Genomic DNA, 25070 nt, shown 5'->3' on the forward strand with positions numbered 1-25070 from the left:
TAGCGACTATACTAACGCTGTCTGTTCCCTTTTGTCAAGGAAAGATCCGGCCGGAGCTTTTCAGCTTCATTTAAATAAATATGGGTAATTTCCTTTTGTCCCCTGTCCGTTTCTGCTGTCACCATCAGTCTGATACAAAAAGGCAGGCTTCCTGGAACAGGTATCTCCCTCGCACACATTACCGGCACGAATTGATAGCCGGGCATATCCCTCAGCGACCTTGCCGGGAAAGTGGCTGTCACATCATCAGTTACTGTTATCATGACATGAGAAATATGTTCCGGTAAAAGATCATTCTGCTCTTCAATTTTACGCATCAGTTCTTCTGTTGCTCTTAAAATTTCTTCTTCTTTATCTCCTGATACCGTTGTTGCTCCCCGGATTCCCCTTATCATTTTGCCACCTCGTTTTCCAGCAGATGAAGCAGTGTCTCCTCCGCAGCCCTTTTCAAAACGGGCCGCCCCACTTCTTCAAGCAGCACGAAATTAATTCTGCCTCCGGCTGTTTTTTTGTCTTTTTTCATTAATTGAATCAGTTTTACAGCCTCAGCTTCTTTTTCCAGATCCAGCCTGTATCCAAGGCTGGCCAAGTATTTACGGAGCTCGTTTTCAGGAAGTGCCGCGTTCAGTTCCGCGCGGCTGAGTCTTACAGCGAAGATCATCCCGGAAGCAACGGCTTCTCCATGCGTGAGCTTTCCATAGCCGGCATAGGATTCAAGCGCATGGCCGAGTGTGTGACCAAAATTCAAATAAGCTCTTATACCGCTCTCCCGCTCATCTTTCTGAACCACGTCTGCTTTTACCTGAATCGACTTTTTAAGAAGCTCTTTAAGACGTTCCCCTTGCAGAAGCGAAAGATCCTGTACATTCTCCATCAGCCAGTTTAAGAATGGTTTATCAGAAATCAACGCGTGCTTTACTACTTCTGCATAACCTGAACGCCACTCCTCCGGCGGAAGGGTGCGGAGCATTTCCGGGTCATAGATTACTCCATGCGGAGGGTGGAAAGCTCCTACCATGTTCTTTGCACCGGGATGATTGATGCCCGTTTTTCCTCCTACACTGCTGTCATGGGCAAGAAGAGTGGTAGGGATTTGAATAAAAGGTATACCGCGCATATATGTGGCAGCTGTAAATCCTGCTATATCCCCTGTGACTCCCCCGCCAAAAGCGAGAATAACTGACTTACGGTCCAGCCCCTGCTGCAGACACTCAGTTATCAGCCGTTCATACTCGGCGAATGATTTAGACATTTCCCCTGCAGGAAGCAGTGTATAATCCGGTCTGCTTTCCGCAGGAAATGAAGAAAGTATATCTTCTATATAAAGCTTACCGACGTTTTCGTCAGCTATAATAAAAACCTTCGTATAGTCTGGAACGGCTTTTCTTACGAGTTCAGCAGTGTGATGCCGGATACCGTCTTCTATCCATACTGGATAGGAATGCGAGGCACTGTGAATAAGAAGACTCTCGTCCATTTTAAAAATTCCTCGCTTCCTCCTGATAGTGATTATAGGCAGCATGAATATCATCCATCGTATCTGAACCGAACTTTTCCAGGAAAGCATCGGCGAGCTCCCACGCTACTGCTGCTTCACACACAACTGCGGCTGCAGGTACTGCACAGCTGTCGGACCGCTCTATCGACGCAGTGAATGGTTCTTTGGAATCGATATCCACACTCTGAAGAGGCTTATAGAGCGTAGGAATAGGCTTCATTGCTCCATGGACGACGACCGGCATTCCGTTGGTCATACCACCCTCAAAACCGCCGAGACGATTGGATTTTCTATAAAAACCTCTTCCTTCTTCATAGGCTATTTCATCATGAACATTACTCCCGAGCATCCGGGCGGCTTCAAAACCAAGACCTATTTCGATTCCTTTAAAAGCATTGATACTCATGACAGACTGGGCAATTTTCCCGTCCAGTTTTCTATCATAATGTGCAAAGGAACCAAGACCGATCGGGACATTTTCTGCAATGACCTCTACAATTCCTCCAATGGAATCTCCGTTTTTCTTTGCATCATCAATTGCTTCCTTCATTTTTTCTCCTGCTTCCTCATCAGAGCAGCGCACTTCAGAAGCTTCCGTTACACTTTTAAGCTCTCCCACAGAAGAAAAATCTTTTCTTTCTGCACGTATATTACCTATTTCAAGGACGTGTCCCGCCATATTAATACCAAACTGCCTCAGGATAACCTGCGCAAGAGCTCCTACTGCAACTCTCACTGTCGTTTCTCTCGCACTGGATCTTTCCAGGACGTTTCTCATGTCACGGTGCCGGTATTTCACAGCGCCGTTAAGATCTGCATGGCCAGGGCGCGGCCGGGTAATTTTTCGTTTTACCTCCTGCGCCTCCTCCTCACTGATAGGCTCTGCTCCCATAATTTTTGTCCAGTGAGTCCAGTCTTTATTCTCAACAGCAAGCGTGATAGGCGCACCTGTTGTTTTACCGTGACGTACACCGCTTAATATCTGAACCTGATCTTTTTCGATCTGCATGCGCCTTCCCCGCCCGTAGCCTTTCTGCCTTCTGGCCAGATGTTCATTAATATCTTCTGCCGTAAGCGGAAGCTGGGACGGAACTCCTTCAATAATAGCCGTCAACTGCGGCCCGTGAGATTCACCTGCTGTTAAAAATCGCATTACTATCTACCTCTGCTTTCTTTATCACTTTTATGTGTTAAATTAACTTATCCTCTATTGTTGACGAAATCAGATTATTTTTCAAGGGGGAAAGATAATTTAAAGCGTGTTCTGGTAATAAATTACGCTTTGACTGCGCACCCAGTTTTCACTTACTGGATAATCAGCTCTGACTTTTATCCATTGCTGCAGTATACTTCCCTGCAATGATTATGAATAAGCTCTAAAACATCCATTCATCTCAAAAGCTGCTGTTAACATCTATCGGGAACTGTGAGCTGCTCTTACGTGAAGGATAACAGAACCTCCCTTGAAGTTAAACGGGACCGGCTCGAATTCAGAATTAAGCCTAAAAAAATTTTAAGGCCCAGTTTTTAACTTGCTGGCAGTAAAGGCAGCCAATCGTCGTTTTCTTTAGAGGTGGTATCAAAAAAGACACCCCCGGAGGAGTGCCTTCTTCTGAATATTATACATTTGCCGCAGAGCTTTGTTCAATAATTTCTTCACTGCTGAAGAAGAGGGAAATTTCCCGTTCTGCACTTTCCGGAGAATCCGAGCCATGAATAATGTTTTCTGATTTTAGAATGGCATAATCTCCTCGGATCGTACCGGGTGCAGCTTCCTTAGGATCTGTTTTGCCAATCATTTTACGGGCTTCCTCAATGACACCTTCACCTTCCAGCACCATTGCAAACACCGGCCCGGAAGTAATAAATGACACAAGTTCCCCGAAAAAAGGACGCTCTTTATGTTCTGCATAATGAGTTTTTGCAAGATCTTCAGACATCTGCATCAGTTTCGCACCACAGATTCTGTAGCCTTTCGCTTCAAATCTGGCCATTATTGAACTAGCCAGCCCCCTCTTAACACCATCGGGTTTTACCATTACAAAAGATCTTTCCATTTTGACCACTCCTGCCTGCATAATATGTAATTCTATTCCACTATAACAAAAGAAAGTCATAGTGACAACGCTTTCAGCAAAAGTGATTGAAAACTCTGTGCCGGGGCACAGAGCTAAAATTTCCTACTGCCTATATAGACCGCAATCTTCTTTAGAGAAGCGTGCTGTTCCTCTTCCGGAATGATATCCAGCATACGCACAGCTTTTGCTACATACTTATCAGCCAGAGATTTCGCTGCGTTTACTGCCCCGCTCTTTCTAATGATCTCAATAGCTTCCTCCACTTCAAGACTTTCCTCCGAAGGATTATGCATATAACGGTTAATGTTTTTTCTGAATTCCGGATTTTTCTCCATCGCATATAAGGCAGGATAAGTAATATTTCCTTGGATAAGGTCACTTCCCGCTGGTTTGCCAAGTTCTTTTTCACTACCGACAAAGTCCAGAATATCATCCGTTATTTGAAAAGCCATTCCTACGTAATATCCATACCATTTTAATGCATACTGAACAGATGGTGAAGCACCGGATACAAGAGCCCCGAGTTCACAACTCACCGAAATTAGGAGTGCTGTTTTGCGCCGGATTCTTTTCAAATACTGCTTTAAAGTCTGTTCCGTACGAAACTGATCACGAATTTGCTCTATTTCCCCAATACACATTTCTTCCATGGCGTATGAAAGTACCGGATGTACTTGAGGATAGGAGCTGAATGCTGCTATTTCCGTAGCCTTTGCAAATATATAGTCTCCGGTGTACATGGCAACCCTGTTGTCCCACTGGGACTTTATCGTTTTTTTACCCCGCCGGACTTCAGCGTTATCGATTACATCATCATGCACCAGGGATGCCATATGAATTAATTCCAGAGGCACAGCCACTTTTTTGATTTCTTCAAGATCGTACGTACCGTACTGGGCACTTAAAAGTACAAATACCGGACGAATCCTTTTGCCGCCGGCTTTAAGAAGATGAGTAGAAGCTGCACGGAGCACTGGATGGTCCGCCTGCACCTGCGCCTCTATTTCTCTTTCCAGCTTAACTATGTCCGGACGCAGATGCCGGTATATGTCCACTAGCTTCATGTTATATCCACCTTACTTAACTGGTCTTCTCTCAGCGGTTTCCAAAGTTTAATGCTTTCTGCTTTATTAATATATCCTTCTTCTTCAAGGAGCGAAAAATACAGTTCAAGTCCTTTAAAATGATCCTCGGTAAGCTCAAAACGGAGATTACGGAAATAATCCGCCCAGAACTTTTCGGATCCTCCGGACGACTGACGAATTTTTTCAGTCAGTTCCCGGTACTCATCCTGCTCGTTTTTGAGTCTGCTTTTATGAAAAGATTCAAACAGCAGCTGCAGTTCGTATGGGTATTTATAAGCAGCTTCACTTCTTACAGCAAACAACGCATACGTCATAGGAAAGCCGGTCCATTCGTACCAGAGCGTTCCGAGATCGTATGTATAAAGCTCCTCGTTTTCCCAGGAGGCTTTTATCGCATCATCCCCTATTAAAAGACAGGCTTCGCTGTGCTGAAGCATTTTAGTAAGATTCGGTGGTTCTGATTTGAATTCCGGAAAAATTTTATAATAACGATTCAAAATGATTTTCAGTAAATGAACGGACGTAGCAGAACTTGAGGTAAGTGCCACATTTTCTCCGTCGAGCTCTGAAACCGGTATGCGGGAAAATAAGAAAATTGACCCTACGGCTCCTATAGAGGAAACACAGAGACCAGGAAGCACTTCATAAGCAGAAGAGTTCTGGGCATATTCAAATGAACTAATGCCGCCAAGGTCGACCTCCCCTGCCGCCATCATCCGGTTCAACTGTGAAGGAACGGCCTGCTGAAAAGCAAACCCCTTATTCAGAAGCTCTTTTCGGGGGAGTTCCGAGAACATCGGCATAATATTTGTATAATTAATTTCTCCAATTACAAGAGACATTCAAAAACCTCCTCCCGCCGATCAAGATAACACCATTAAATCGCCTAATGTAAAAGTCAGCATTAAAAGGCTGATGATTCCATTCATAGTAAAAAACGCCACGTTGACTTTGCTTAAATCCGTTGGAGATACAAGCGAGTGCTCATACGTCATAATAGCTCCTACGATAAATGTCCCAATTAAATAAATCCAGCTGAGAGGGGTTATAACTGCAAGTGTAAGCATCGCTGCAAAACTGACAACATGAAATCCCCGGGCAAACCGCAGAGCATTCGCTATGCCAAATCTGCTCGGAATAGAGTGCAGGCTGACTTCCCGGTCGTATTCTGCATCCTGCGTTGCGTATATAACATCGAATCCTGCTGTCCATAAAGCTACCGCTGCAAAAAGTACGAGAGCTTCCCACGTAATGGTTCCAGTAACAGCCACCCAGCCTCCAAGCGGGGCAAGTCCAATAGTTACTCCAAGAATAAGATGGCATGCCCATGTGAAGCGTTTTGTGTAGGAATAGAACACAAGAAAAAACACTGCAGCAGGCAGCAGATATACAGCCAGTATATTCAATTGGAAAGCGGAAAAAATAAGCAGTGCGAAGGATACTGTAATAAATATAAGTGTTTCCGCTGTCGATAACAGTCCGGCTGGAATAGCTCTATCTGCAGTACGGGGATTAGCTTTATCAATTTTAGCATCGATAACTCTGTTCAAAGACATTGCTGCGCTGCGGGCCCCAACCATAGCAAGGGTAATCCAAACCCAGTCCATTAAAGGCGGCCATCCATCATTTATAAGCATACTGCCGAGTACTGCCCCCAAAAAAGCAAAAGGGAGGGCAAATACAGTATGTTCAAACTTTATCATTTCTAATATAATTTTCAATTTTCGCATCCGGAAAACCTACTTTCGCGATTTTTCTGCAAAATGGGCGGCGGCTGCACCAGCTGAATAGGATTTCACTTCCACCGAAGAAAAACCTGCTCTAAGGAAAAGATGCTTTAATGCCACTTTATCCGGAAACTGCTTAGTGGATTCCTGAAGCCAGGAATATTCTTTGTAGCTCTTTGCAAAGATTCTTCCGAATAACGGCATTACGTAAGAAAAATAAGTCCAGTACAGCTGTTTAAAGACGGGTGCAGTAGGCTGGGAAGTTTCCAGGCACACGGCAAGACCTCCCGGCTTTACCACACGGTACATTTCTTTGAGCACCTGAAGATAATCCGGCACATTCCTGAGCCCGAATCCGATAGTAACGTAATCGAATGTATTATCTTCAAAAGGAAGTTCCATGGCGTTTCCCTGAATCAGTTCAATCTGGGAGTAGTTTTTTGTTTTATCCACGCCAATGTCGAGCATATTCCGGCTGAAGTCAAGCCCTTTCACTTCCCCATTTTCTCCACATGCTTCGGCAAGCTGAATCGTCCAGTCAGCTGTACCACAGCATACATCCAGGGCCATTTCCCCCTGTTTCACATTCATTTTTTTCATCGTATCTTTTCTCCACGCTACGTGGCGCTGAAAACTGATTATTGCATTCATTCGGTCGTATTGTCCGGAAATAGATTCAAAAATATCGTGTACACGCTGCTCTTTGGATTGTCGCATTGATTTATTCTCCTGTCCTCATAGATGCCATCAGCATATCAGCTTCCTGCTGAATGATGTGATAGAGAGGAAAATCTTCCTGCCCCTCCTCCTTAATCAGTCCATATGCCTGTTGAGCCAGACTTTTCCGGCTGCTGGCCGACTGATTTACAGCTGTATTGAGCATAAAACTTTCTTCTCTGCCGGTCAGGCACTGCAGCAGATAAAGCCGGCGGATAGACGGTATGGAAGAAGCAAATCCGAGAAAAGCGGCTAAGTGAGTTGTAAGTGCACTGCGTACTATCATAAAATGTTCCATCGCTTCACTTTCAGAATCTGCTTCCGTTACTCTCATTTTTGCTTCGTTGATTTCCTGGATTGCTCTTGAAAACACCTTTATAAATTTTCCTTCGCCACATTCAGCCAGCAGTCCGTAATACAGGCTGCTGAAATAATCGCCGGCAAGGACCGTCAGCTGGCGCTGTTTTCTTTCAATCTCACTTGTCGTTTCCATAATTCCAATTCTGTCATGTGTATCCATTGCAGCCTGCACGAGCAGGGCGGAGAGTGCTACAGAATGCCTGTCATTGATCTCTGCCCCGGATCTGTCCAGCATTGTCAAAATGATTCCCGCCTGAGTCGGGTTCATTACAGGCTCAGGTATAAAACGCTGCACATACGGCTCTCTCACCCGCTGATAAAACTCCGTCGTTAATTTATGTATAATGTGTACGTTGTCATAAGTCGCGGTCATCCTTATTTCCTCCAAACTACCTGTGGCGCCTTTGTTTAAAAGGCTTTCAAGCCAGCTAGTATAGTATATCATAATTAATTTCCGACGAGGAAGGTACACAGCGAAGTTTTACCAGCAGATCCCTGGGCAGCCTGAAACAGAAACCTTTAAAACTTACCTGTTAATCATTACTGGACATTTCTCCATGTGCAGTCTGAACTGTAGCGTCTCCACGGATTTTAATTGCTGACGTATGTTCGGTGAACTGGGCAATCATCATTTCGTTTTTATCAAGCTTCTCCGAATGGTGGAACCGCGTATCCGTTCCTCTTGTAAGTCCGATAACGTTTACGCCGTCCTGATTCGCTTTAATGACAATATAATCATTTGACTGTGCCACTTTCTCACCTCTTTTATTTAATATAGATGCATTTTTAATATACAGTTACAGGTTTGAATTAATTAAAACTGCTGAAAAAATCCGGCTGCCTGACCGGCCGTCTTTCGTATCATTATTTTATTAAAGAAAGTACTTCTGATCTTGCTGCTTCATCTTCTCTGAATACTCCCCTGACTGCTGAAGTAATCGTAGAGGAACCGGGCTTCTTTACGCCCCTCATCGTCATGCACATATGTTCCGCTTCAACAATAACCATAACTCCCTGGGGTTCAAGGGTTTCTACAAGGGAATCCGCAATAGTAGACGTAATTCTTTCCTGAAGCTGAGGACGTTTTGTGACTGCTTCCACGGCCCTTGCCAGTTTACTTAGGCCTGTGACTTTACCTCCCTGCGGAAGATAGCCTATATGCGCTTTACCAAAAAAAGGAACAAGGTGATGCTCACACATTGAATAAAACGGGATATCTTTTACGAGAACGAGCTCTTCATGATCTTCGCCAAAAATTGTTTTGAAATGTTCCTTCGGGTCCTGATGCAGCCCCTGGAAAATTTCTTCATACATGCGGGCTACGCGTTTCGGTGTATCCTGCAGTCCTTCCCGACCCGGATCTTCTCCTACTGCTTCCAGAATCATAGTAACGGCCTCTTCGATTTTTTGGTGATTTATATGTGTCATTTGCTGCTTTTCCTCCGATCCGAATCTGCTGTCTGCATTCATTGTATAGATAATAGCACAGCGTTTATTTGTAAAACAAGAAAGGCGCCTTGCTGCAATTTGTAAGACAGGGTTCATAGTCTCCTGACAGCAGGAGAAGGAAGAAACCGTACTGCTCTTTCTGCAGTCACCCTTCCCGAATAATAACCCAAAGCAGGGCCTGTAAAGAGTCTCTGCAAAAAGAAAGCCCGATAAGCAGATGCTTAACGGGTTTCTTTATTACATAAGCCTGCTTATGTAATTGTATTACTTTACTGCATCTTTAAGGGCTTTACCAGGCTTGAATGCAGGTACGTTGCTCGCCGGAATTTCGATTTCTTCCCCAGTCTGTGGGTTACGGCCTTTACGGGCAGCACGCTCACGGACTTCAAAGTTACCGAATCCAATCAGCTGAACTTTTTCCTGCTTCTGAAGAGCGTCAGTGATAATATCAAAAACTGCGTCTACAGCACCTGTTGCATCCTTTTTAGAAAGGTCTGTCTTTTCTGCAACTGCATTGATTAGTTCTGTTTTATTCAATCTGTTCACCTCCCTGCAAGATGTAGTACCGTCACTGTTAGTTCTAAAAGCGTCATCCCTTGATACGACGGGATAACAAGGCTTATGTTATACGAAAAAGCCCGTAAATTCAACATTTTTTATGTATTTCATCGATTTTTTATAATTTTTCTGGCGAATATGGATAATATATACAGAAAAAGGCGGGATTTATAATAAAAACCCGCCCCGCGGCTAGCCCTGGTCTCCTTCGGTAAAAACTATTTCTCCGTCCTCCACAGTCTGCGGTACGGAGTAAGCCGGTACAAATGGAGAATGATCCACAAGAAGCCAGCGTAAATCGTCCCCTTCTTCATAATCTTCCATTCCATATTCTTCAATATAGTATTGGATATCCAGTGAAAAATCGATCACTACATCCCCCTGCGTAGTAAACAGCAGCGGCAGGCGGTGATCAGGATGAAATGGACTATCCACTACAGGTTCCTCTTCATAACCTAATGCTTCGTAATCAAGCCTGAGAAGTTCGTCTCCCACTATTTCCTCCACCGGTGCGTAATCGTTGGAACTACGGTAGGAAAAAATGCGGGTTTCGACCTCCTGTATGGTTCTTGTAGTAGTAAGGTCAATCAATTTCACTGTCGGAAATTCTTCTACATTCACCAGTACGTACTGATAATTACCGCCATTTTCAAATGCATTTCCCGGCGGCTCATTGATATAAGAAGGAATCAGCTGAGTGAACTGCACAGGATATCTGCGAAACGTCGGAGTATCTGCTTCCCGGGTGGCAATTGGCAGCACTCCGGTGCTTTCCTGAAACTGAGTTACTGCATTCTGAACCCTGTCCACCTGCTCCTGATTCGGTCCGTGCTGTCTGCTTCTTTCCTCCTGGGGATATAAACAGCCGCTTAAAAGAATGACTGTAAGCGCAAGAAAAATCAATTGGGTTGTTTTCATTATTACTCCCGCCTTACGAAATATTCTGTCTTACTCCGGTACCGGGCCGCTGAAAGTTATTACTAAAACAATCAGCCCGGACACTACGATGCACACAAAGCTCATCGTCAAAAGTGAGTAACGAAGCACCCCTGTCAGCTTTTCTTTTGTAAATATAGTAATTACAACGGAGAGAAACATGAGGGCCATGGCAATAAAAGATACCCACATCTTCAATAAAGGATCATCGAACATACGCTTTTCCTCCCCTCTCAGCTTTCAATTCTGCATCATTATAGCACACTATTTATCCTGATGCATAAACGTAAACTACGCATGACGGGCGGTGTTCCAAACGTCAATAAATTGTCACATATCCGGAACCGGCGCATATAAGAACCCCCGGGAAAAATCCCGGGGGTTCATTGCTTTACGGCTCCATATGATCAAGGGGGTCCCGGCCTTCTTTTTGAACAGCACCGGTCATAAGTTCCTCCACTTCTTTCTTCTTTACTCTTCCCATTAAAGCTTCCACCGCTTCTTCCACATCCTTCTCTTCAAACAGGACAGCGTAAAGTTCTTTTGTAATAGGCATGTCCACATTCAGTTTTTCTGCAAGTTGATAGGCAGCCTTTGTTGTCCGGATGCCTTCCACTACCATACCCATTTCTTCTTCTGTCTGTTTTACTGACATGCCTTTGCCGATCATATTTCCGGCACGCCAGTTTCGGCTGTGAAAAGAAGTACACGTTACTATCAGGTCCCCGAGTCCGGAAAGCCCGGAGAAAGTGAGAGGATTTGCCCCCATTTTCACCCCCAGCCTTGAAATCTCAGCCAGACCTCTCGTCATTAATGCAGCTCTCGCGTTATCGCCGAAGCCGAGACCGCTCGTCATCCCGGAACCGATCGCAATAATATTTTTCAATGCTCCTCCGATTTCCACACCAATCAGATCCGGGTTAGTATAAACCCGAAAAGCCTGATTCATAAATAAATCCTGAGCTTCCTCTGCAAGATTCATATGAAGAGATGAACATGTTACAGTTGTCGGCTGCTGTTTGCATACTTCCTCAGCATGACTAGGGCCGCTCAGGCAGACTACCGGCTTGTTATCCAGTTCTTCTGCGATAATTTCCGAAATTCTCATATGAGTTTCCGGTTCGATTCCCTTGCTTGCGTGTATAAGTACCGCATCTTTCTCAAGGTAAGACTTTAAAGCCGGCAGAACTTCTCTCATTGCCTTAGTCGGTACTACGAGTACCACAAAGGAGGCTTCCGTTACTGCCTGCTCCATGGACGAATAAGCTTTAATCGTGGAAGGAAGAGTCACTCCGGAAAGATATCGTGTATTTTTATGCGTTTCATTTATCGTTTCTGCCTGTTTTTCCGACCTGGTCCAGAGCCTGACATTGTGGCCGTTGTCAGCCAAAACAATAGATAATGCCGTCCCCCAGCTTCCCGCTCCTATTACAGCAACTTCTTTCATGTCATCATCCCCCCGCTTCCTTGGATTTAACTTTTTCTCCCAGCTTGCTTTCTGTTCCATTCATAAGCTTTTTAATATTAGAACTGTGGCGCCATAAGGATAGAATTGTTAAAGCGGCTAAAAAATAAACATAAACGAACGGGTAATTAAATACCGGGTGAAGAACTGCTGTCAATAGAGTTGTTCCTATCATAAACAGCAGTGAGCCCAAGGAAACGTATCTCGTCACGGCTATTGTAAGAATCGCTATGATCCCTGCTGCCAGCGCCGTCCAAAAAACAAGTGTTGCCAGAACTCCTATGGTAGTCGCCACGCCTTTGCCGCCCCGAAATCCGAAGAAAACAGGCCAATTATGTCCAACAACTGCCGCTGACCCGCACAGAGCTGCAAGAACTGGATCTCCTCCCCCTGCTGCAAAACCAATCCATACAGCCGCAATGCCTTTCGCACAATCAAGAAGTAGAACAACTATTGCCGGCCCGACCCCAAGCACACGCAGTGTATTTGTCGCTCCGGCGTTCCCACTTCCATGATCCCTGATGTCGAGTTTTTTAAGAAGCTGGCCAATTAAATAGCTGAAACTGACCGCCCCAATTAAATAAGAAACTATAACAGCTGCGATTCCCAATGAACCGACCCCCTCTTCTGATACAGTGATCTAAATCAGTCACTTTTTTTACGTGCAATAATTCTGATCGGAGTACCTATGAAGCCGAATGCCCGACGGATATTGTTTTCCAAGTATCTATGGTAGGAGAAATGGAGCAGGTCGGGATCATTTACAAATAACACAAATGTCGGTGGTGCTACAGCTACCTGAGTCGCATAATTGATGCGCAGGCGTTTACCCCCGTGATCCGTCGGCGTAGGATTTGTCGTGACCGCATCTACAATAACATCGTTAAGGACGTTTGTTTTTATCCGCATATTGTGCGATTCACTTACTTCATTCACAACTGGAAGAAGCTGATGAAGTTTCTGCTTTGTTAAAGCAGATAAAAATACGATAGGAGCATAATCCATAAACTGGAACTGATCACGGATTTTCTCTTCAAATTGCTGCATTGTTTTATCGTCTTTTTCTACAGCATCCCATTTATTTACGACAATAACTACTGCCCTTCCGGCTTCATGCGCGTAACCGGCTATTTTTTTATCCTGTTCGATAATTCCTTCTTCCCCATCGAGCACAACGAGTACAACGTCGGATCTGTCAATCGCTTTCAAAGCGCGCAGAACGCTGTATTTTTCTGTTGATTCGTACACCTTTCCACGTTTTCTCATCCCCGCTGTATCAATTACAACATAATCCTGGTCGTCTCTTCGAAAAGGCGTATCGACAGCATCACGGGTAGTTCCTGGAATACTGCTGACAATTACTCTCTCTTCACCAAGAATGGCATTTACGAGCGAAGACTTTCCAACATTTGGACGTCCTATGAGACTAAGCCGTATCGTATCTTCGCTGTAATCATCTCCAGCTTCTGCCGGGAAATTAGCGCACGCAGCATCCAGCAAATCCCCCAGGCCAAGTCCGTGGGAACCGGATACAGCAAAAGGCTCCCCTACTCCAAGTGAATAAAATTCATATATTTTTTCATGCATGGATGGATCATCCATTTTATTCACTGCTATTACTACAGGTTTTTTGGAACGCTGCAGCAGTCGTGCGACTTCTTCATCCGCTCCTGTCATTCCTTCTCTGCCGTTAACGACAAAACAGATGACATCTGCTTCATCAATAGCAAGTTCTGCCTGCATTCTCATCTGTTCTATTAACGGCTCGTCCGACATTTCAATGCCGCCTGTATCGATAATAAAAAATTCGTGGTTAAGCCATTCGCCGGAACTGTAAATCCGGTCTCTTGTCACTCCTGGCTTGTCTTCTACAATTGCTAATCTTTCTCCAATCAATCTGTTGAAAATTGTAGACTTCCCTACGTTCGGTCTTCCTACAATTGCTAGTACCGGCTTAGCCACATTATTTCCCCGCTTTCAATCATCAAAATTCATATAAAACCAACGTTCATTATAGCATAAACTGAGTTGAATACATGTAACTTCATACTAGCACCAGACATAAAAGAAAAAAAGTTATTTCAGAAATATTTCTTCATTTTTCCTTTATTCTTCTTTACCCTTCGAAAAATTTATAACGTTTTAACAGCTTATATACCGCTTTTTAAAAGGCATCAGTTTACACAAAAGGACCGGAAAGCCCCTTTTGCTTCCGGGCATTCCGGTCCTGCACATTTATCAGTTTAACTAGTTTTTATACTTTTTCAGCTGATCACCGATCATGTCACCAAGTGAAAAACCGCCGTCATCTTCTTTTTTGTATTCCTGTTTCGCCTGGGTCTCTTCTTTTTCCACCTTTTCTTCTTCCAGAACACGAATGCTCAGTGAAATACGCTTTTCACCGATGTTAACATCAAGTACTTTTGCCTGCACTTTATCGCCTTCTGTAAGAACTTCGCCAGGTGTAGCAATGTGCCTGTTAGCAATCTGGGAGATGTGTACGAGCCCTTCCACTCCCGGAGCAACTTCTACAAAAGCTCCGAAGGATACGAGTCGTTTCACGGTGCCTTCGACCGTATCATCCTGCTTAATCTGCTGGGCGATAGATTCCCACGGACCAGGCAGCGTATCTTTAATCGACAGGGAGATTCTCTCGTTCTCCGGATCAACAGAAAGTACTTTCACATTGACCTGATCTCCCTCAGACACAACATCAGACGGTTTTTCCACGTGCTGATGAGCCATCTGGGAAATGTGAACAAGTCCATCTACTCCGCCTACATCTACAAAAGCCCCAAAGTCCGTCAGACGCTGTACGGTACCGGCAATGATATCCCCTTCCTTAATCTGTTGAAGGGTTTCTTTTTTCCGCTCTCCTGCTTCTGCATCAAGCACAGCACGCTGAGAAAGAATAAGCTTGTTTCTTTCACGGTCCATCTCCACAGCTTTCAAACGGAGCGTTTTTCCTTTATAAGAGGAGAAATCTTCAACGTAGTGGCGCTCCACAAGAGATGCCGGGATAAAGCCACGGACTCCTACGTCCACAACGAGTCCTCCTTTAACAACGTCTGCAACTTCCGCTTCAAATATTTCGCCGCTTTCCAGCTTCTGCTCCATATCCTCCCAGGCTTTTTCAGCGGCTACTGCTTTCTTGGAGAGTACGAGTTCTTCTTCTGTTACTTTCGTAACTTTAAACTCATGCTCCTCCCCTTCCTGAAGCTCATCACTTACTTTTTCGACATGGAGGCTTTTAAGTTCACTGATAGGTACAACACCATCAATTTTATAGCCGACATTTACATATGCCTGCTTATCCTCCACTTTTGCTACAGTTCCTTTGACAAGATCTCCCACTGATAGTGAGCGGAAGTCCGTCATTTCATTGTTCATTTCTTCTGTCATAAACCATTACCTCCCTATATCCCGTCAATTTGCGGGCCTATACTTCTTCAGTATAAGCTATTCTCCATAAAATGAGAGAATTCCTGCCTACTTTTTATATTTGTCTAAAAGTTGTTTGATGGAGGCCATAATTTCCTCCGATGCTTCTTCCGGTGATGCTTTCCTGTCCCGCAGTTTCTGCATATCTATAGGCTCCCCATACACAAGAAGAATTTTGGAAAAGGGCTTATACGTACTCATGATGGCACACGGTACAACATCCGCCGGGGATCTGAGAGCGAAAAAACCTACTCCTGCCAGCCCTTTCCCCAGGTTGCCGTCCCTGCTTCTCGTACCTTCCGGGAACACACCGACGATTTCTTCCTCTTTAAGGAGCTTCAAACCGGCACGCATTGCCTGCCGGTCACTGGACCCTCTTTTTATAGGGAAAGCTCCTACTTTCGGCAGAAGAAATTTCAGTACAGGCAGTTCGAAAAGTTCCGCTTTCGCCATGTATCTTGTTTTTCTTTTTAAAAAGGCTCCTAAAAGCGGAGGATCAAGATTGTTAATGTGATTACTGCAGAGGAGTACTCCTTTGTCAGCAGGAATGTTCTCCTTACCTATTATTTTTACCCGGAAAAACAGCCGGAAAAACGTGCGGAATAAAAATTGTCCTGTCCAGTACATTTTATTATTCATAAGCTGCCAGCTTTCTCTGTATCCGGGTGTACAGATAATCTACTACTTCTTTAATACTCATCCGCGTGGTATCCACTTCCTCCGCATCGTCTGCTTTTCTAAGAGGAGCTGTTTCTCTTTCAGAGTCCAGCATGTCCCGGCGTGAGATTTCGGATTTCAATAGTTCGAGATCGGAATCCATTCCTTTCCCGAGCTGTTCTTCATGCCTTCTTGCAGCCCTTTCCTCTACAGTTGCATTCAGAAAAAATTTCATTTCTGCTTCAGGAAGTACTGCAGTACCGATATCCCTGCCGTCCATGACTGTTCCTCCCCTCGCTGCAAGTTCCTGCTGTTTATGCACCATATATTTTCTTATATGAGGATGTCTTGCAGTATACGAAACGTTATTCGTTACTTCAGGAAGACGGATTTCGTCCGTCACGTTCCTGCCGTCGACGATAATTTCAGGCGTCCCATTATTATTACGGAGTTCAAGCTCCATTTCCTGGAGAATGTCTGCCAGGGATGCTTCATCTTCACACCCTGCTCCACTTTCAAGCGCTTTCCATGTAAGTGCTCTGTACATCGCTCCGGTATCAATATAAACATATCCGAGGCGGGAAGCCAGTTCCCTTGCCACTGTACTCTTTCCTGCGCCTGCCGGCCCATCAATTGCTACATTTATTTTTTCCTGCATCACGTCAACCTCTTCACTATACTTTAATTAAATACTTTTTCATCTTAACATAAGGGCAAATTCAGGTCTAATGCCCCCTGATATTAGAATCACTCTAAAAAAATACGGCAGTAACTGCCGTATTTTTTATATTCATACGTTATATTATTCCGGTGTTACATCCAGATCGAATGCAGTTTCATTACCACAAACACAACGTTTAAATCCGGTATCGAACCCGCCGTCTTCGTTCGGACGCCCCCGAAGGATGTATTTTTCGCCGCATTCCCGGCACCGGATCGTAACTTTGTAGCGCTGTTTTGTTTCAGGCAAAAAACTCACTTCCCTTCTCAATAAGTTGTTGTACTTGCAGACCTTTAATTTTTACTATACAAGAAACAGGGGCCTTCGTTCAAGAAAACTGCCATTTCATATTATTTTCAGCCTCTTTCTGCGCAATATTTGCTGCTTTAACTTTTCTCATTGCAAAAATCCATAAAAATATCATGAAAGGAATAATTAAATAGGACCAGCTGCTGAAATAAAGAAGGATAAAATTATATGTGCTGTGCAGAAGAAAAGGCACTATTAATGCAGCAGCTAAAAAAAGGTTTTTTCTCGACGAGAACTTCGCTGCCCCAAGATAATACCCCATCACTACGCCGAACAGCGCGTGACTGGTCATGGGAAAAACAGCACGCAGAAATGCAGTGTCAAGTCCATCAGCCAGCAGATAGAATACATTTTCCATTGCAGCAAATCCAAGACCTACCGCACACGCATAAACTATACCATCGTATCTTTGATTAAAATGGACATGGAAAAAGACAGTCAGCAGAACTACAAACCATTTTAAAAATTCTTCCAGAAGAGCTGTCTGAACTATAACGTAAAACAGCATGGAACCAGCGTTTGTTTCCTCAGTTATTACAAACTGGATAAAAATCACTGGAAAAACGAGCAGCGCCCCAAATATGAAAGAGCGGATCACCATATAAACCGGCTCCTGTTCAAATTCATCCTTTAAATAGAAAAATAACAGAAGGGCTGCTGCAGGTGCAAAAGCTGCTGTAAGTATACCTATCATATAAATGTCCTTTCCATAACAGAAGGAAACTGTTTTACAGTTCTCTTATCTTTCAAATGCCCGTTCAGCAGGCTGGCCGGATTTCAAACAGGCAATAAGTTTGATTCTCGCCTTTTTGCTGTCGTAGTCCCTGCCCAAAATCACCCCTCTTTTGTACAGATCATATGCACTGCCGCTGTATTCGTAGGTAGTGTAGACGTGTCCTTCCTCTGAAGCCGTTGTGATAATTACTTTTATACCTTTTTCTACAGCTGCAGTCACTGCATCCACCATGGCCGGATGTATCTGTCCTCTCCCAAGTCCTTCCAGCACAATCCCATCCACATTTTCAGCTGTGCAGGCCTTGACGAACAAATCTGTTCCATTCATAAAGCATTTAATTATTTCCACATTTACTTCTCTTTTTTCGGCAACCGGATAGTATTCTTTGTGAATCGGCCGCTGATAGAGGTGTATTTCATCATTATCTATTATCCCAAGATATCCGAACCCGAAGGCATTAAAACCTTGAATATTGGACGCATGCTCTTTTTTTACATATTTGGCTGAGAAAATGCGTTCGTTAAAAACGACTGTCACCCCCGTCCCGCGAAGACTTCTGCTTCCTGCTGCATAAATAGCGTGGCGGAGATTAATGAAGGCATCACTTCCAAGAGCATCCGGTGAACGCTGTGAGCCGGTGAACACTACAGGTTTTTCATAATCAGTAATTAGATCAAAATAATAGGCGGATTCTTCAAGAGTATCCGTGCCATGGGTAATTACGAGACCGTCAAAGGATGGAAGGAACTGATCAGCTGTTTCTTTTATTTTTTCAAGATCTGCAAACGTAATATGTACACTGGGTTTCTGCAGTGCAGAAATTATTTTAACTTCCATATCCTCTGGTATTCCAAGTTTTTCTGCAAGTTGTTCCCCCGAATACTTTCCTGCTTCAAGTTTTCCCGCTTCGTTTTCTGTACTGGCAATGGTGCCTCCAGTTGAAATTATTAATACTTTTTTCATTTTAATCCTCCTCAGAACAGATCAGTTGTAAAAATCACTGTGTTATCCCCGCTGCAGCAGGGATAACGGCAGTTTCAATACACTGGGGCTATCTTGGAGCAGAGTCTGATTTTGCTTTCGAGAGGCAGGCTTCTGCAATATACTTTCCATGCCAGCGTCCGTTTTCAATAAATATTTCATTGGCGTTGTTTCCTGCAGCGATGACCCCGGCGATAAAAATGCCATTTACATTTGTTTCCATCGTTTCCGGATTAAAATGCGGTCTTCCGGTCGAGTCATCCACTTGTACTCCCATCCCCCTTATAAAGCTGTGGTCAGGGTGGTAACCAGTCATTGCAAAAACAAAGTCAGCTTCTTGTTCCTGTTCTTTCCCATTTTCATTATAAAACACTTTTTCGGAAGTGATTTCTGTAACTTCCGTGTTAAAATGCATATTTATACTTCCGTTTCTGACTAAAGCATCAAATTCCGGCAGGATCCATGGTTTTACACTTTTGGAATAATCACTGCCCCTGTAATAAACGGTAACTTCTGCTCCTGCTTTTTCAAGTTCCAGTGCTGCATCAACAGCTGAGTTTTTGCCGCCGATTACTGCTGTTTTCTGGTTAAAAAACGGGTGGGCTTCATGAAAATAATGTTGGACATGCGGGAGATTCTCCCCAGGAATCCTCATATAGTTAGGTGAATCGTAGTAGCCTGTTGCTACGACAATATACGCTGCTTCATATTTTTTTTCTGTTCCTTTTTTAACAGTACTCAGTTCAAAAGTTCTCTGATCTCTATTAAAGACCGATGTTACCTCTTCATAGGAATTAATGCGTATTCCTTTTTCTTCTGCAACTTTACGGTAATATACGAGTGCTTCGTTTCTTTTCGGTTTGCGTTCTGTACTGTAAAAGGGAATGCCTCCGATAGAAAGTTTTTCGCTCGTGCTGAAAAACTGCTGATGAGTCGGATAGTTGTAAATCGCATTTACCAGATTCCCTTTTTCGATAACAAGAGGATTCATTCCTTTGTTCTGCATTTCAATTGCTGCAGATAATCCGCATGGTCCTGCTCCAATTATAATTACTTCTTCCTGCTGCACGCTCATACTCCTTTCTCCATATACGAGTTATTCATTTTAAAATCGGGGATCAGAATGATCTAATCCTGTATATACATACGACACATTCTGCCGCATTGCACAGCTGTTCTATATTTATCAGAATAAAAACAGAAAAGAGCTGTCCCAATGCTACCAGGAACAGCTGCTTACAGTATAACGAATATTTTATTTTAAATCCAACCTCTGAACCGGCTTGCTTCCGCCATTTTCCGGACACCGACCATATAGGCGGCAAGTCTCATATCAACGTTACGCATCTGAGCCACACGGTAAACATTTTCAAAGGCGGTTACCATAACTTTTTCAAGCCGGGTCCCCACTTCCTCTTCGGTCCAGTAGTAGCCTTGATTATTCTGCACCCATTCAAAATAGGACACCGTCACCCCTCCGGAACTGGCAAGAACATCAGGCACGAGAAGAATACCTCTGTTATAGAGCATTTCTGTAGCTTTCATCGTAGTCGGTCCGTTGGCTGCCTCTACGATGATACTCGCTTTAATTCTGTCAGCATTGTGCTCGGTAATCTGATTTTCAATGGCTGCCGGGACAAGGATATCACAATCCATCTCCAGAAGTTCCTGGTTACTTATAGTGTTTTTAAATAAATTGGAAACTGTTCCGAAGCTGTCTCTTCGATCCAGAAGGTAATCAATATCCAGACCCTCGGGATCGTAAAGAGCTCCCTGAACGTCAGAGATTCCTACAACCAGAGCTCCGGCGTCATGCATGAATTTCGCCAGGAAGCTACCGGCATTACCGAATCCCTGAATTACTATCCTTGCCCCCTGAAGCTCGATACCTCTCCGTTTAGCTGCTTCTCTGATACAGATCGTCACGCCTTTTGCTGTTGCAGATTCTCTACCGTGGGATCCGCCCAGAACAATTGGTTTACCAGTAATAAATCCAGGAGAGTCAAATTCCTTAATTCTGCTGTATTCGTCCATCATCCAGGCCATAATCTGGGAGTTCGTCAGTACGTCAGGTGCCGGAATGTCTTTCGTAGGTCCTACTATTTGACTTATTGCCCGGACGTATCCCCGGCTGAGACGTTCCACTTCCGGAAAAGACATGTTCCGCGGATCGCAGATAATGCCTCCTTTCCCGCCTCCGTATGGAAGATCAACAATCCCTGCTTTAAGACTCATCCATATTGAAAGCGCTTTCACTTCCGTTTCGGTTACATCCGGATGAAAACGTACTCCACCCTTTGTCGGTCCGACCGCATCGTTATGCTGCGCCCGGAAACCAGTGAAAATTTTTGTGGACCCATCATCCATTTTAATAGGAATACGCACAGTAAGCATCCGCATAGGTTCTTTCATAAGCTCGAATACTTCCTCCGAAAAACCAAGCTTTCCAAGTGCTTTATGAATGACCGTCTGTGTGGCTTCAAGCACATCAATTTCTTTTTCCTGATGCTCAGCTTCTTTTGCGTGTCCTGCTTTATCTGCCATTAAAATTCACCTCTGCGTGTTGTTTCGGTATTTACTTGCGATTATATATTTCTCTCACCTATAACTATAAAGAAGTCTCCGGCTTTTTTCCACTGTCTTTTGCTAATTCATCACTCCCGCTTCACAATCGGGACCGATTTATAAAAAAAAAGCAGTTTTCACTGCTCTTTTAACCACGTAGACCATTCTTTCTCTGTTTCTCCGATCAGCATTTTATTAAACTTTTTTTTGTCAGTTTCTTTCATGTAATTCAGCGCTTTCCCTCCAAGACCTATCCTGACATCTTTGTTATGGGAAGCCAGAGATTCAGCCATAGCAAGAGATTTCGGAAGGTTCTCAGCGAGGGTAGTAGAAACTATAGCATACCCTGCCCCCACATCTGCCACTACTTTGTGAAAATCCTTTTCGGGGATACCTGCACCGAGATAAATCGTTTCATACCCCCGTTTTTTAAGAAAATAAGTGAAGATTAAAAGTCCTATTTCATGATTTTCATCAGGACCACACACACATACCGCTTTTGGAAGAAAACTGTTCACTGGAAGAGTATGAAACACCATGCCGATTCTCGTACGGATAAGCGACGTAACGAAATGCTCATGAGCTGTTGTAATCATCCCTTTTTCCCACCGGTTTCCTACTTCCGCTAAAATGCTCCCTAGTATTCTTATAAGCACTTTATCTGTCGAGAAAAGTCCGAAAGCCCTGTCGATTAACTCATTTGATCCACTTTCGTTAAACTGCAGGAGTTCGTGCAGAAGTTTTTCTTTCATAATGTCCATTTGATCCGTCATTCCCGGGTCCGGTTCTATAAATGCCGGCTCATCTTTATTATTAAGAAGATCAACTGCCTGGCCGATAGTAAATCCGTTATCTACTTTATTCACTATCCATTTGAGGATCCTGATATGGTCTTCGCTGTACAGCCTGTGACCGGCCTCATTTCTGACCGGTTCTATAATCTTATACCGGCGCTCCCAGGCCCGGAGCGTTCCGGAATGTATCCCAAGCAGGTTTGATACTGCTTTTATATTGTATTTTCCCTGCGGCTCGCTCATCTCACAAGTCACCTGCTTCTCGTATATTTATAAAGTTTCACATTTAACCAAGGATATAGGAAAGACAGTAATACTTCAAGCAGAGTCCTTTTTCTCTGTCAGCCTGATAAAATGCAGCTGAGGCGGGGCTCCAAGGCGAAGCGGCAGTTTTGTAGTACCGTAGCCGTTCGAAATAAGAATGGGCACACCCTTTTCCACCGTAATCCCTCCGAGTGGGGCCGGCGCGTAAAATCCGAGCCTTATTTGACCTCCATGCGTGTGACCTGCCAGTACAAGCTTAATATTATAAGCACTGTGCAGCTCCTCTTTAATATCCGGACCGTGGCTCATCAATACCACGGGACCGGCCGCATTTTCGAGCGCTTTAGTAAGGTCGTCCAGCTGAAGACTGCGGTCCTCTATACCTGCAAGTGTCCAGCATCCCCCTCCCATAGTAACACTGGAATTATTCAGCTCTGTAACGGAGTATTTTCGGAACAGTCTCTGCAGTACTTTTTTTCTCTGATAATCATTGTTTCCCCATACAAAGTACAATGGGCCAACAGATGCCAGCTGAGACAAATTGTGTTCAATGAGAGCGGCTCGGGCCCCCGCTTCCGTAAGATCTCCACCTATAAGTACAGCATCTATTACCTCATCTGTGAGCAAATCTTTTTCCTTTACAGACCTTTTGTGAATATCAGAAATAAAAAGGATATTCTGACTGCCCCCTCTGTGAAGAACAGCAAATTCGTGTCTGCAAATATTTGTTCTGCCTGCCTGGATAAACATAAAAGCAATAAGCACTGCTCCTGCAGCACCTGCAATAATAAAAAGTCTCAGCATCTTCTCCTCCAACTGACCTGTGAGTACTTTTATCGTACCACAGCGCCGGGTTAAGAAGACAGCTGAGACTCTTTTGATTTAATTCGCACAGAAATCGCGTTAAAATCCGAAACGTCTTTAGGGGCTGTTTATGTTCCCGGTAACGTCTGCTAAAACAGTCCTACTGCTCCCCCTTCATCATTCACATCCATATCAAGGGCTCCGGGACGCTTTGGGAGTCCGGGCATAGTCATGACATTTCCGGTTAAAGCAACAATAAATCCAGCACCTGCGGAAACGCGCAGTTCCCTTACGGTGATCCGGAAATTCTGAGGACGACCGAATTGAGCCGGATCGTCAGAAAGAGAATACTGGGTTTTCGCCATGCATACCGGAAGATTGTCCCACCCATGTTCTTTTATTTTCTTCAACTGGGCGGCTGCGCCGGAAGAAAAGTTTACTCCATCGGCTCCGTAAACAGCGGTGGCAATATTGTTGATTTTCTGCTCCACAGGAAGATCAAGAGAATACAACGGCGAAAAATTCGACGGTTTTTCTATCTCATTCAGTACTTTCTCTGCGAGTTTTTTACCTCCTTCTCCTCCGCTTTCCCACACATCCGCCAGTTCCACCTGAATGTCACGTGAATGGCAGAACTCCTTCAGAATTTCTATTTCCGCCGGTGTATCATGTGAAAAACGGTTGATAGCGACAACGTGTGGAAGACCGAAAGAATGGATCGATTCAATATGTTTTTCCAGATTGGCAAGACCTTTCTGCAGGGCCTCTGTATTTTCTTCCTTTAGATTGTCCTTCGGTACACCCCCGTGCATTTTCAGCGCACGAATAGTAGCTACGACAACGACGAGAGCCGGCTTAATGTTACCAGCCCTTGTTTTGATATTGAGAAACTTTTCCGCACCGAGATCAGCACCGAATCCAGCCTCTGTAACAACGTAATCTCCGAGTTTAGAAGCCATTTTTGTAGCCAGTACACTATTGCAGCCGTGGGCAATATTTGCAAACGGTCCTCCGTGAATGAGAGCAGGGGTGTTCTCCAGTGTCTGGACAAGGTTTGGCTTCAGAGCATCCTTTAATAAAAGCGTGAGCGCTCCTTCCACCCCGAGGTCTTTAACGGTAACAGGCAGATCTTCATAGGTGTAGCCAATCACTATTTTTCTGATTCGGTTCCTCAAGTCGTTAATACTATCCGCAAGACATAAGACAGCCATTAACTCTGAAGCCACTGTTATGTCAAAACCGGTTTCATGGGGGACACCCTGCAGAGGTCCCCCAAGGCCGGCTACAACTTGACGAAGGGAGCGGTCATTCATATCCATTACTCTTTTCCAGGTGAGCTTTCGAACATCGAGTCCAAGTTCATTCCCCCGGTGAATGTGATTATCCACAAGAGCGGTAAGAGCATTATGGGCTGTTGTAATAGCGTGAATATCACCCGTAAAATGCAGGTTTATATCTTCCATCGGCACTACTTGAGAGTATCCTCCCCCGCAGGCTCCCCCCTTCATTCCCATTGTAGGTCCGAGTGAAGGCTCTCTCAGAGCAACGACTGCTTTTTTACCAACTTTATTCAGCGCCTGACCGAGCCCCACAGTCACAGTGGATTTCCCTTCGCCTGCCGGTGTAGGATTGACAGCTGTTACAAGTATTACCTTCCCATCTTTATCTTCTTTTCTTCTATGTAGAATATCCAGGGAGAGTTTTCCTTTATAGTGTCCGTACGGCTCGACTTCGTGTTCTTCAATTCCAAGTTTTTCAGCAATTTCTGTTATTTTCAACATTTCCGCCTGCTGGGCTATTTCAATATCGGAAGGTACTCTCATACATAACGCTCCTCTTTATTTTATTTTTTCTGTATCTATCATAAACAATTCAGGAAATCTCTGCAAGACAGCATGTAAACGTTTTCTTTGTGTGTTTGTTAA

Annotated in this window: 28 protein-coding genes; all 28 read right to left on the minus strand. The window is 44.2% G+C overall.

Annotated elements, in window-relative coordinates; all coding sequences use genetic code 11:
- Positions 1–11: 11 nt before the first annotated feature.
- Positions 12–395: a chorismate mutase gene (aroH, locus tag C6Y45_RS00200; RefSeq protein WP_107582755.1), complete on the minus strand. Its 384-nt coding sequence runs from the start codon at positions 393–395 to the stop codon at positions 12–14.
- Positions 392–1477 carry a 3-dehydroquinate synthase gene (gene aroB, locus C6Y45_RS00205; RefSeq protein WP_107582757.1) on the minus strand — a complete coding sequence of 362 codons (1086 nt, stop codon included), beginning with the start codon at positions 1475–1477 and terminating at the stop codon, positions 392–394. The genes aroH and aroB overlap by 4 nt, the downstream gene beginning before the upstream one ends.
- A 1-nt stretch (position 1478) precedes the next feature.
- Positions 1479–2651 (minus strand): chorismate synthase, encoded by a 1173-nt coding sequence (gene aroC / locus C6Y45_RS00210; protein WP_107582760.1) that lies wholly within the window; start codon positions 2649–2651, stop codon positions 1479–1481.
- Positions 2652–3117: 466 nt separating this feature from the next.
- Positions 3118–3555 carry a nucleoside-diphosphate kinase gene (ndk, locus tag C6Y45_RS00215; protein WP_107582762.1) on the minus strand — a complete coding sequence of 146 codons (438 nt, stop codon included), beginning with the start codon at positions 3553–3555 and terminating at the stop codon, positions 3118–3120.
- 113 nt (positions 3556–3668) lie between these two features.
- Positions 3669–4640, minus strand: a complete 972-nt coding sequence (gene hepT / locus C6Y45_RS00220; protein ID WP_107582765.1) for a heptaprenyl diphosphate synthase component II — start codon at positions 4638–4640, stop codon at positions 3669–3671.
- Complete coding sequence (locus C6Y45_RS00225) at positions 4637–5503, minus strand: menaquinone biosynthesis protein (RefSeq protein ID WP_107582767.1); 867 nt, start codon at positions 5501–5503, stop codon at positions 4637–4639. The genes hepT and C6Y45_RS00225 overlap by 4 nt, the downstream gene beginning before the upstream one ends.
- A 21-nt stretch (positions 5504–5524) precedes the next feature.
- On the minus strand, positions 5525–6391 hold the full coding sequence (locus tag C6Y45_RS00230) for a UbiA-like polyprenyltransferase (RefSeq protein WP_107582769.1): 867 nt from the start codon (positions 6389–6391) through the stop codon (positions 5525–5527).
- A 9-nt stretch (positions 6392–6400) separates the two neighbouring features.
- Positions 6401–7105, minus strand: coding sequence for a demethylmenaquinone methyltransferase (locus C6Y45_RS00235; protein ID WP_107582771.1), 705 nt, complete (start codon positions 7103–7105; stop codon positions 6401–6403).
- 4 nt (positions 7106–7109) lie between these two features.
- A complete protein-coding gene (locus tag C6Y45_RS00240) occupies positions 7110–7838 on the minus strand; it encodes a heptaprenyl diphosphate synthase component 1 (protein ID WP_160058015.1) in 729 nt (242 codons plus the stop codon).
- 160 nt (positions 7839–7998) lie between these two features.
- Positions 7999–8217 carry a trp RNA-binding attenuation protein MtrB gene (gene mtrB, locus C6Y45_RS00245; protein WP_107582775.1) on the minus strand — a complete coding sequence of 73 codons (219 nt, stop codon included), beginning with the start codon at positions 8215–8217 and terminating at the stop codon, positions 7999–8001.
- A 112-nt stretch (positions 8218–8329) separates the two neighbouring features.
- Positions 8330–8893: a GTP cyclohydrolase I FolE gene (folE, locus tag C6Y45_RS00250; protein WP_107583249.1), complete on the minus strand. Its 564-nt coding sequence runs from the start codon at positions 8891–8893 to the stop codon at positions 8330–8332.
- A 285-nt stretch (positions 8894–9178) separates the two neighbouring features.
- Entirely contained in the window at positions 9179–9451 is a 273-nt protein-coding gene (locus C6Y45_RS00255) for an HU family DNA-binding protein (RefSeq protein WP_107582778.1), read from the minus strand.
- 213 nt (positions 9452–9664) lie between these two features.
- Complete coding sequence (locus C6Y45_RS00260) at positions 9665–10390, minus strand: hypothetical protein (RefSeq protein ID WP_107582780.1); 726 nt, start codon at positions 10388–10390, stop codon at positions 9665–9667.
- Between the two features lie 30 nt (positions 10391–10420).
- Positions 10421–10624 (minus strand): DUF2768 domain-containing protein, encoded by a 204-nt coding sequence (locus C6Y45_RS00265; RefSeq protein WP_107582782.1) that lies wholly within the window; start codon positions 10622–10624, stop codon positions 10421–10423.
- A 175-nt stretch (positions 10625–10799) separates the two neighbouring features.
- A complete protein-coding gene (locus C6Y45_RS00270; RefSeq protein WP_107582784.1) occupies positions 10800–11855 on the minus strand; it encodes an NAD(P)H-dependent glycerol-3-phosphate dehydrogenase in 1056 nt (351 codons plus the stop codon).
- Positions 11856–11859: 4 nt separating this feature from the next.
- On the minus strand, positions 11860–12483 hold the full coding sequence (gene plsY / locus C6Y45_RS00275; protein WP_107582786.1) for a glycerol-3-phosphate 1-O-acyltransferase PlsY: 624 nt from the start codon (positions 12481–12483) through the stop codon (positions 11860–11862).
- A 35-nt stretch (positions 12484–12518) separates the two neighbouring features.
- A complete protein-coding gene (gene der, locus C6Y45_RS00280; RefSeq protein WP_107582788.1) occupies positions 12519–13835 on the minus strand; it encodes a ribosome biogenesis GTPase Der in 1317 nt (438 codons plus the stop codon).
- A 285-nt stretch (positions 13836–14120) separates the two neighbouring features.
- Positions 14121–15275, minus strand: a complete 1155-nt coding sequence (gene rpsA, locus C6Y45_RS00285; protein ID WP_107582790.1) for a 30S ribosomal protein S1 — start codon at positions 15273–15275, stop codon at positions 14121–14123.
- A gap of 87 nt (positions 15276–15362) precedes the next feature.
- Entirely contained in the window at positions 15363–15941 is a 579-nt protein-coding gene (locus tag C6Y45_RS00290) for a lysophospholipid acyltransferase family protein (protein ID WP_107583250.1), read from the minus strand.
- Positions 15942–15945: 4 nt separating this feature from the next.
- Positions 15946–16629, minus strand: a complete 684-nt coding sequence (cmk, locus tag C6Y45_RS00295) for a (d)CMP kinase (RefSeq protein WP_107582792.1) — start codon at positions 16627–16629, stop codon at positions 15946–15948.
- Between the two features lie 144 nt (positions 16630–16773).
- Complete coding sequence (locus C6Y45_RS17760; RefSeq protein ID WP_170098690.1) at positions 16774–16941, minus strand: hypothetical protein; 168 nt, start codon at positions 16939–16941, stop codon at positions 16774–16776.
- A 79-nt stretch (positions 16942–17020) separates the two neighbouring features.
- A complete protein-coding gene (gene prsW, locus C6Y45_RS00300) occupies positions 17021–17695 on the minus strand; it encodes a glutamic-type intramembrane protease PrsW (RefSeq protein WP_107582794.1) in 675 nt (224 codons plus the stop codon).
- Between the two features lie 45 nt (positions 17696–17740).
- A complete protein-coding gene (locus tag C6Y45_RS00305; protein WP_107582796.1) occupies positions 17741–18700 on the minus strand; it encodes an asparaginase in 960 nt (319 codons plus the stop codon).
- 88 nt (positions 18701–18788) lie between these two features.
- Positions 18789–19787: a YpdA family putative bacillithiol disulfide reductase gene (locus C6Y45_RS00310; protein ID WP_107583251.1), complete on the minus strand. Its 999-nt coding sequence runs from the start codon at positions 19785–19787 to the stop codon at positions 18789–18791.
- Positions 19788–19978: 191 nt separating this feature from the next.
- A complete protein-coding gene (locus C6Y45_RS00315; RefSeq protein ID WP_107582798.1) occupies positions 19979–21262 on the minus strand; it encodes a Glu/Leu/Phe/Val family dehydrogenase in 1284 nt (427 codons plus the stop codon).
- Positions 21263–21420: 158 nt separating this feature from the next.
- Entirely contained in the window at positions 21421–22320 is a 900-nt protein-coding gene (locus C6Y45_RS00320; RefSeq protein ID WP_107582801.1) for a MerR family transcriptional regulator, read from the minus strand.
- A gap of 75 nt (positions 22321–22395) precedes the next feature.
- Positions 22396–23145: a metallophosphoesterase gene (locus C6Y45_RS00325; RefSeq protein WP_107582803.1), complete on the minus strand. Its 750-nt coding sequence runs from the start codon at positions 23143–23145 to the stop codon at positions 22396–22398.
- 149 nt (positions 23146–23294) lie between these two features.
- The gene (locus C6Y45_RS00330) at positions 23295–24968 is read right to left on the minus strand and encodes a formate--tetrahydrofolate ligase (RefSeq protein ID WP_107582805.1); all 1674 of its coding nucleotides are present in this window, start codon (positions 24966–24968) and stop codon (positions 23295–23297) included.
- Between the last annotated feature and the right edge of the window lie 102 nt (positions 24969–25070).

It is taken from the genome of Alkalicoccus saliphilus (genome assembly GCF_003044065.1).
GTDB lineage: Bacteria > Bacillota > Bacilli > Bacillales > Salisediminibacteriaceae > Alkalicoccus > Alkalicoccus saliphilus.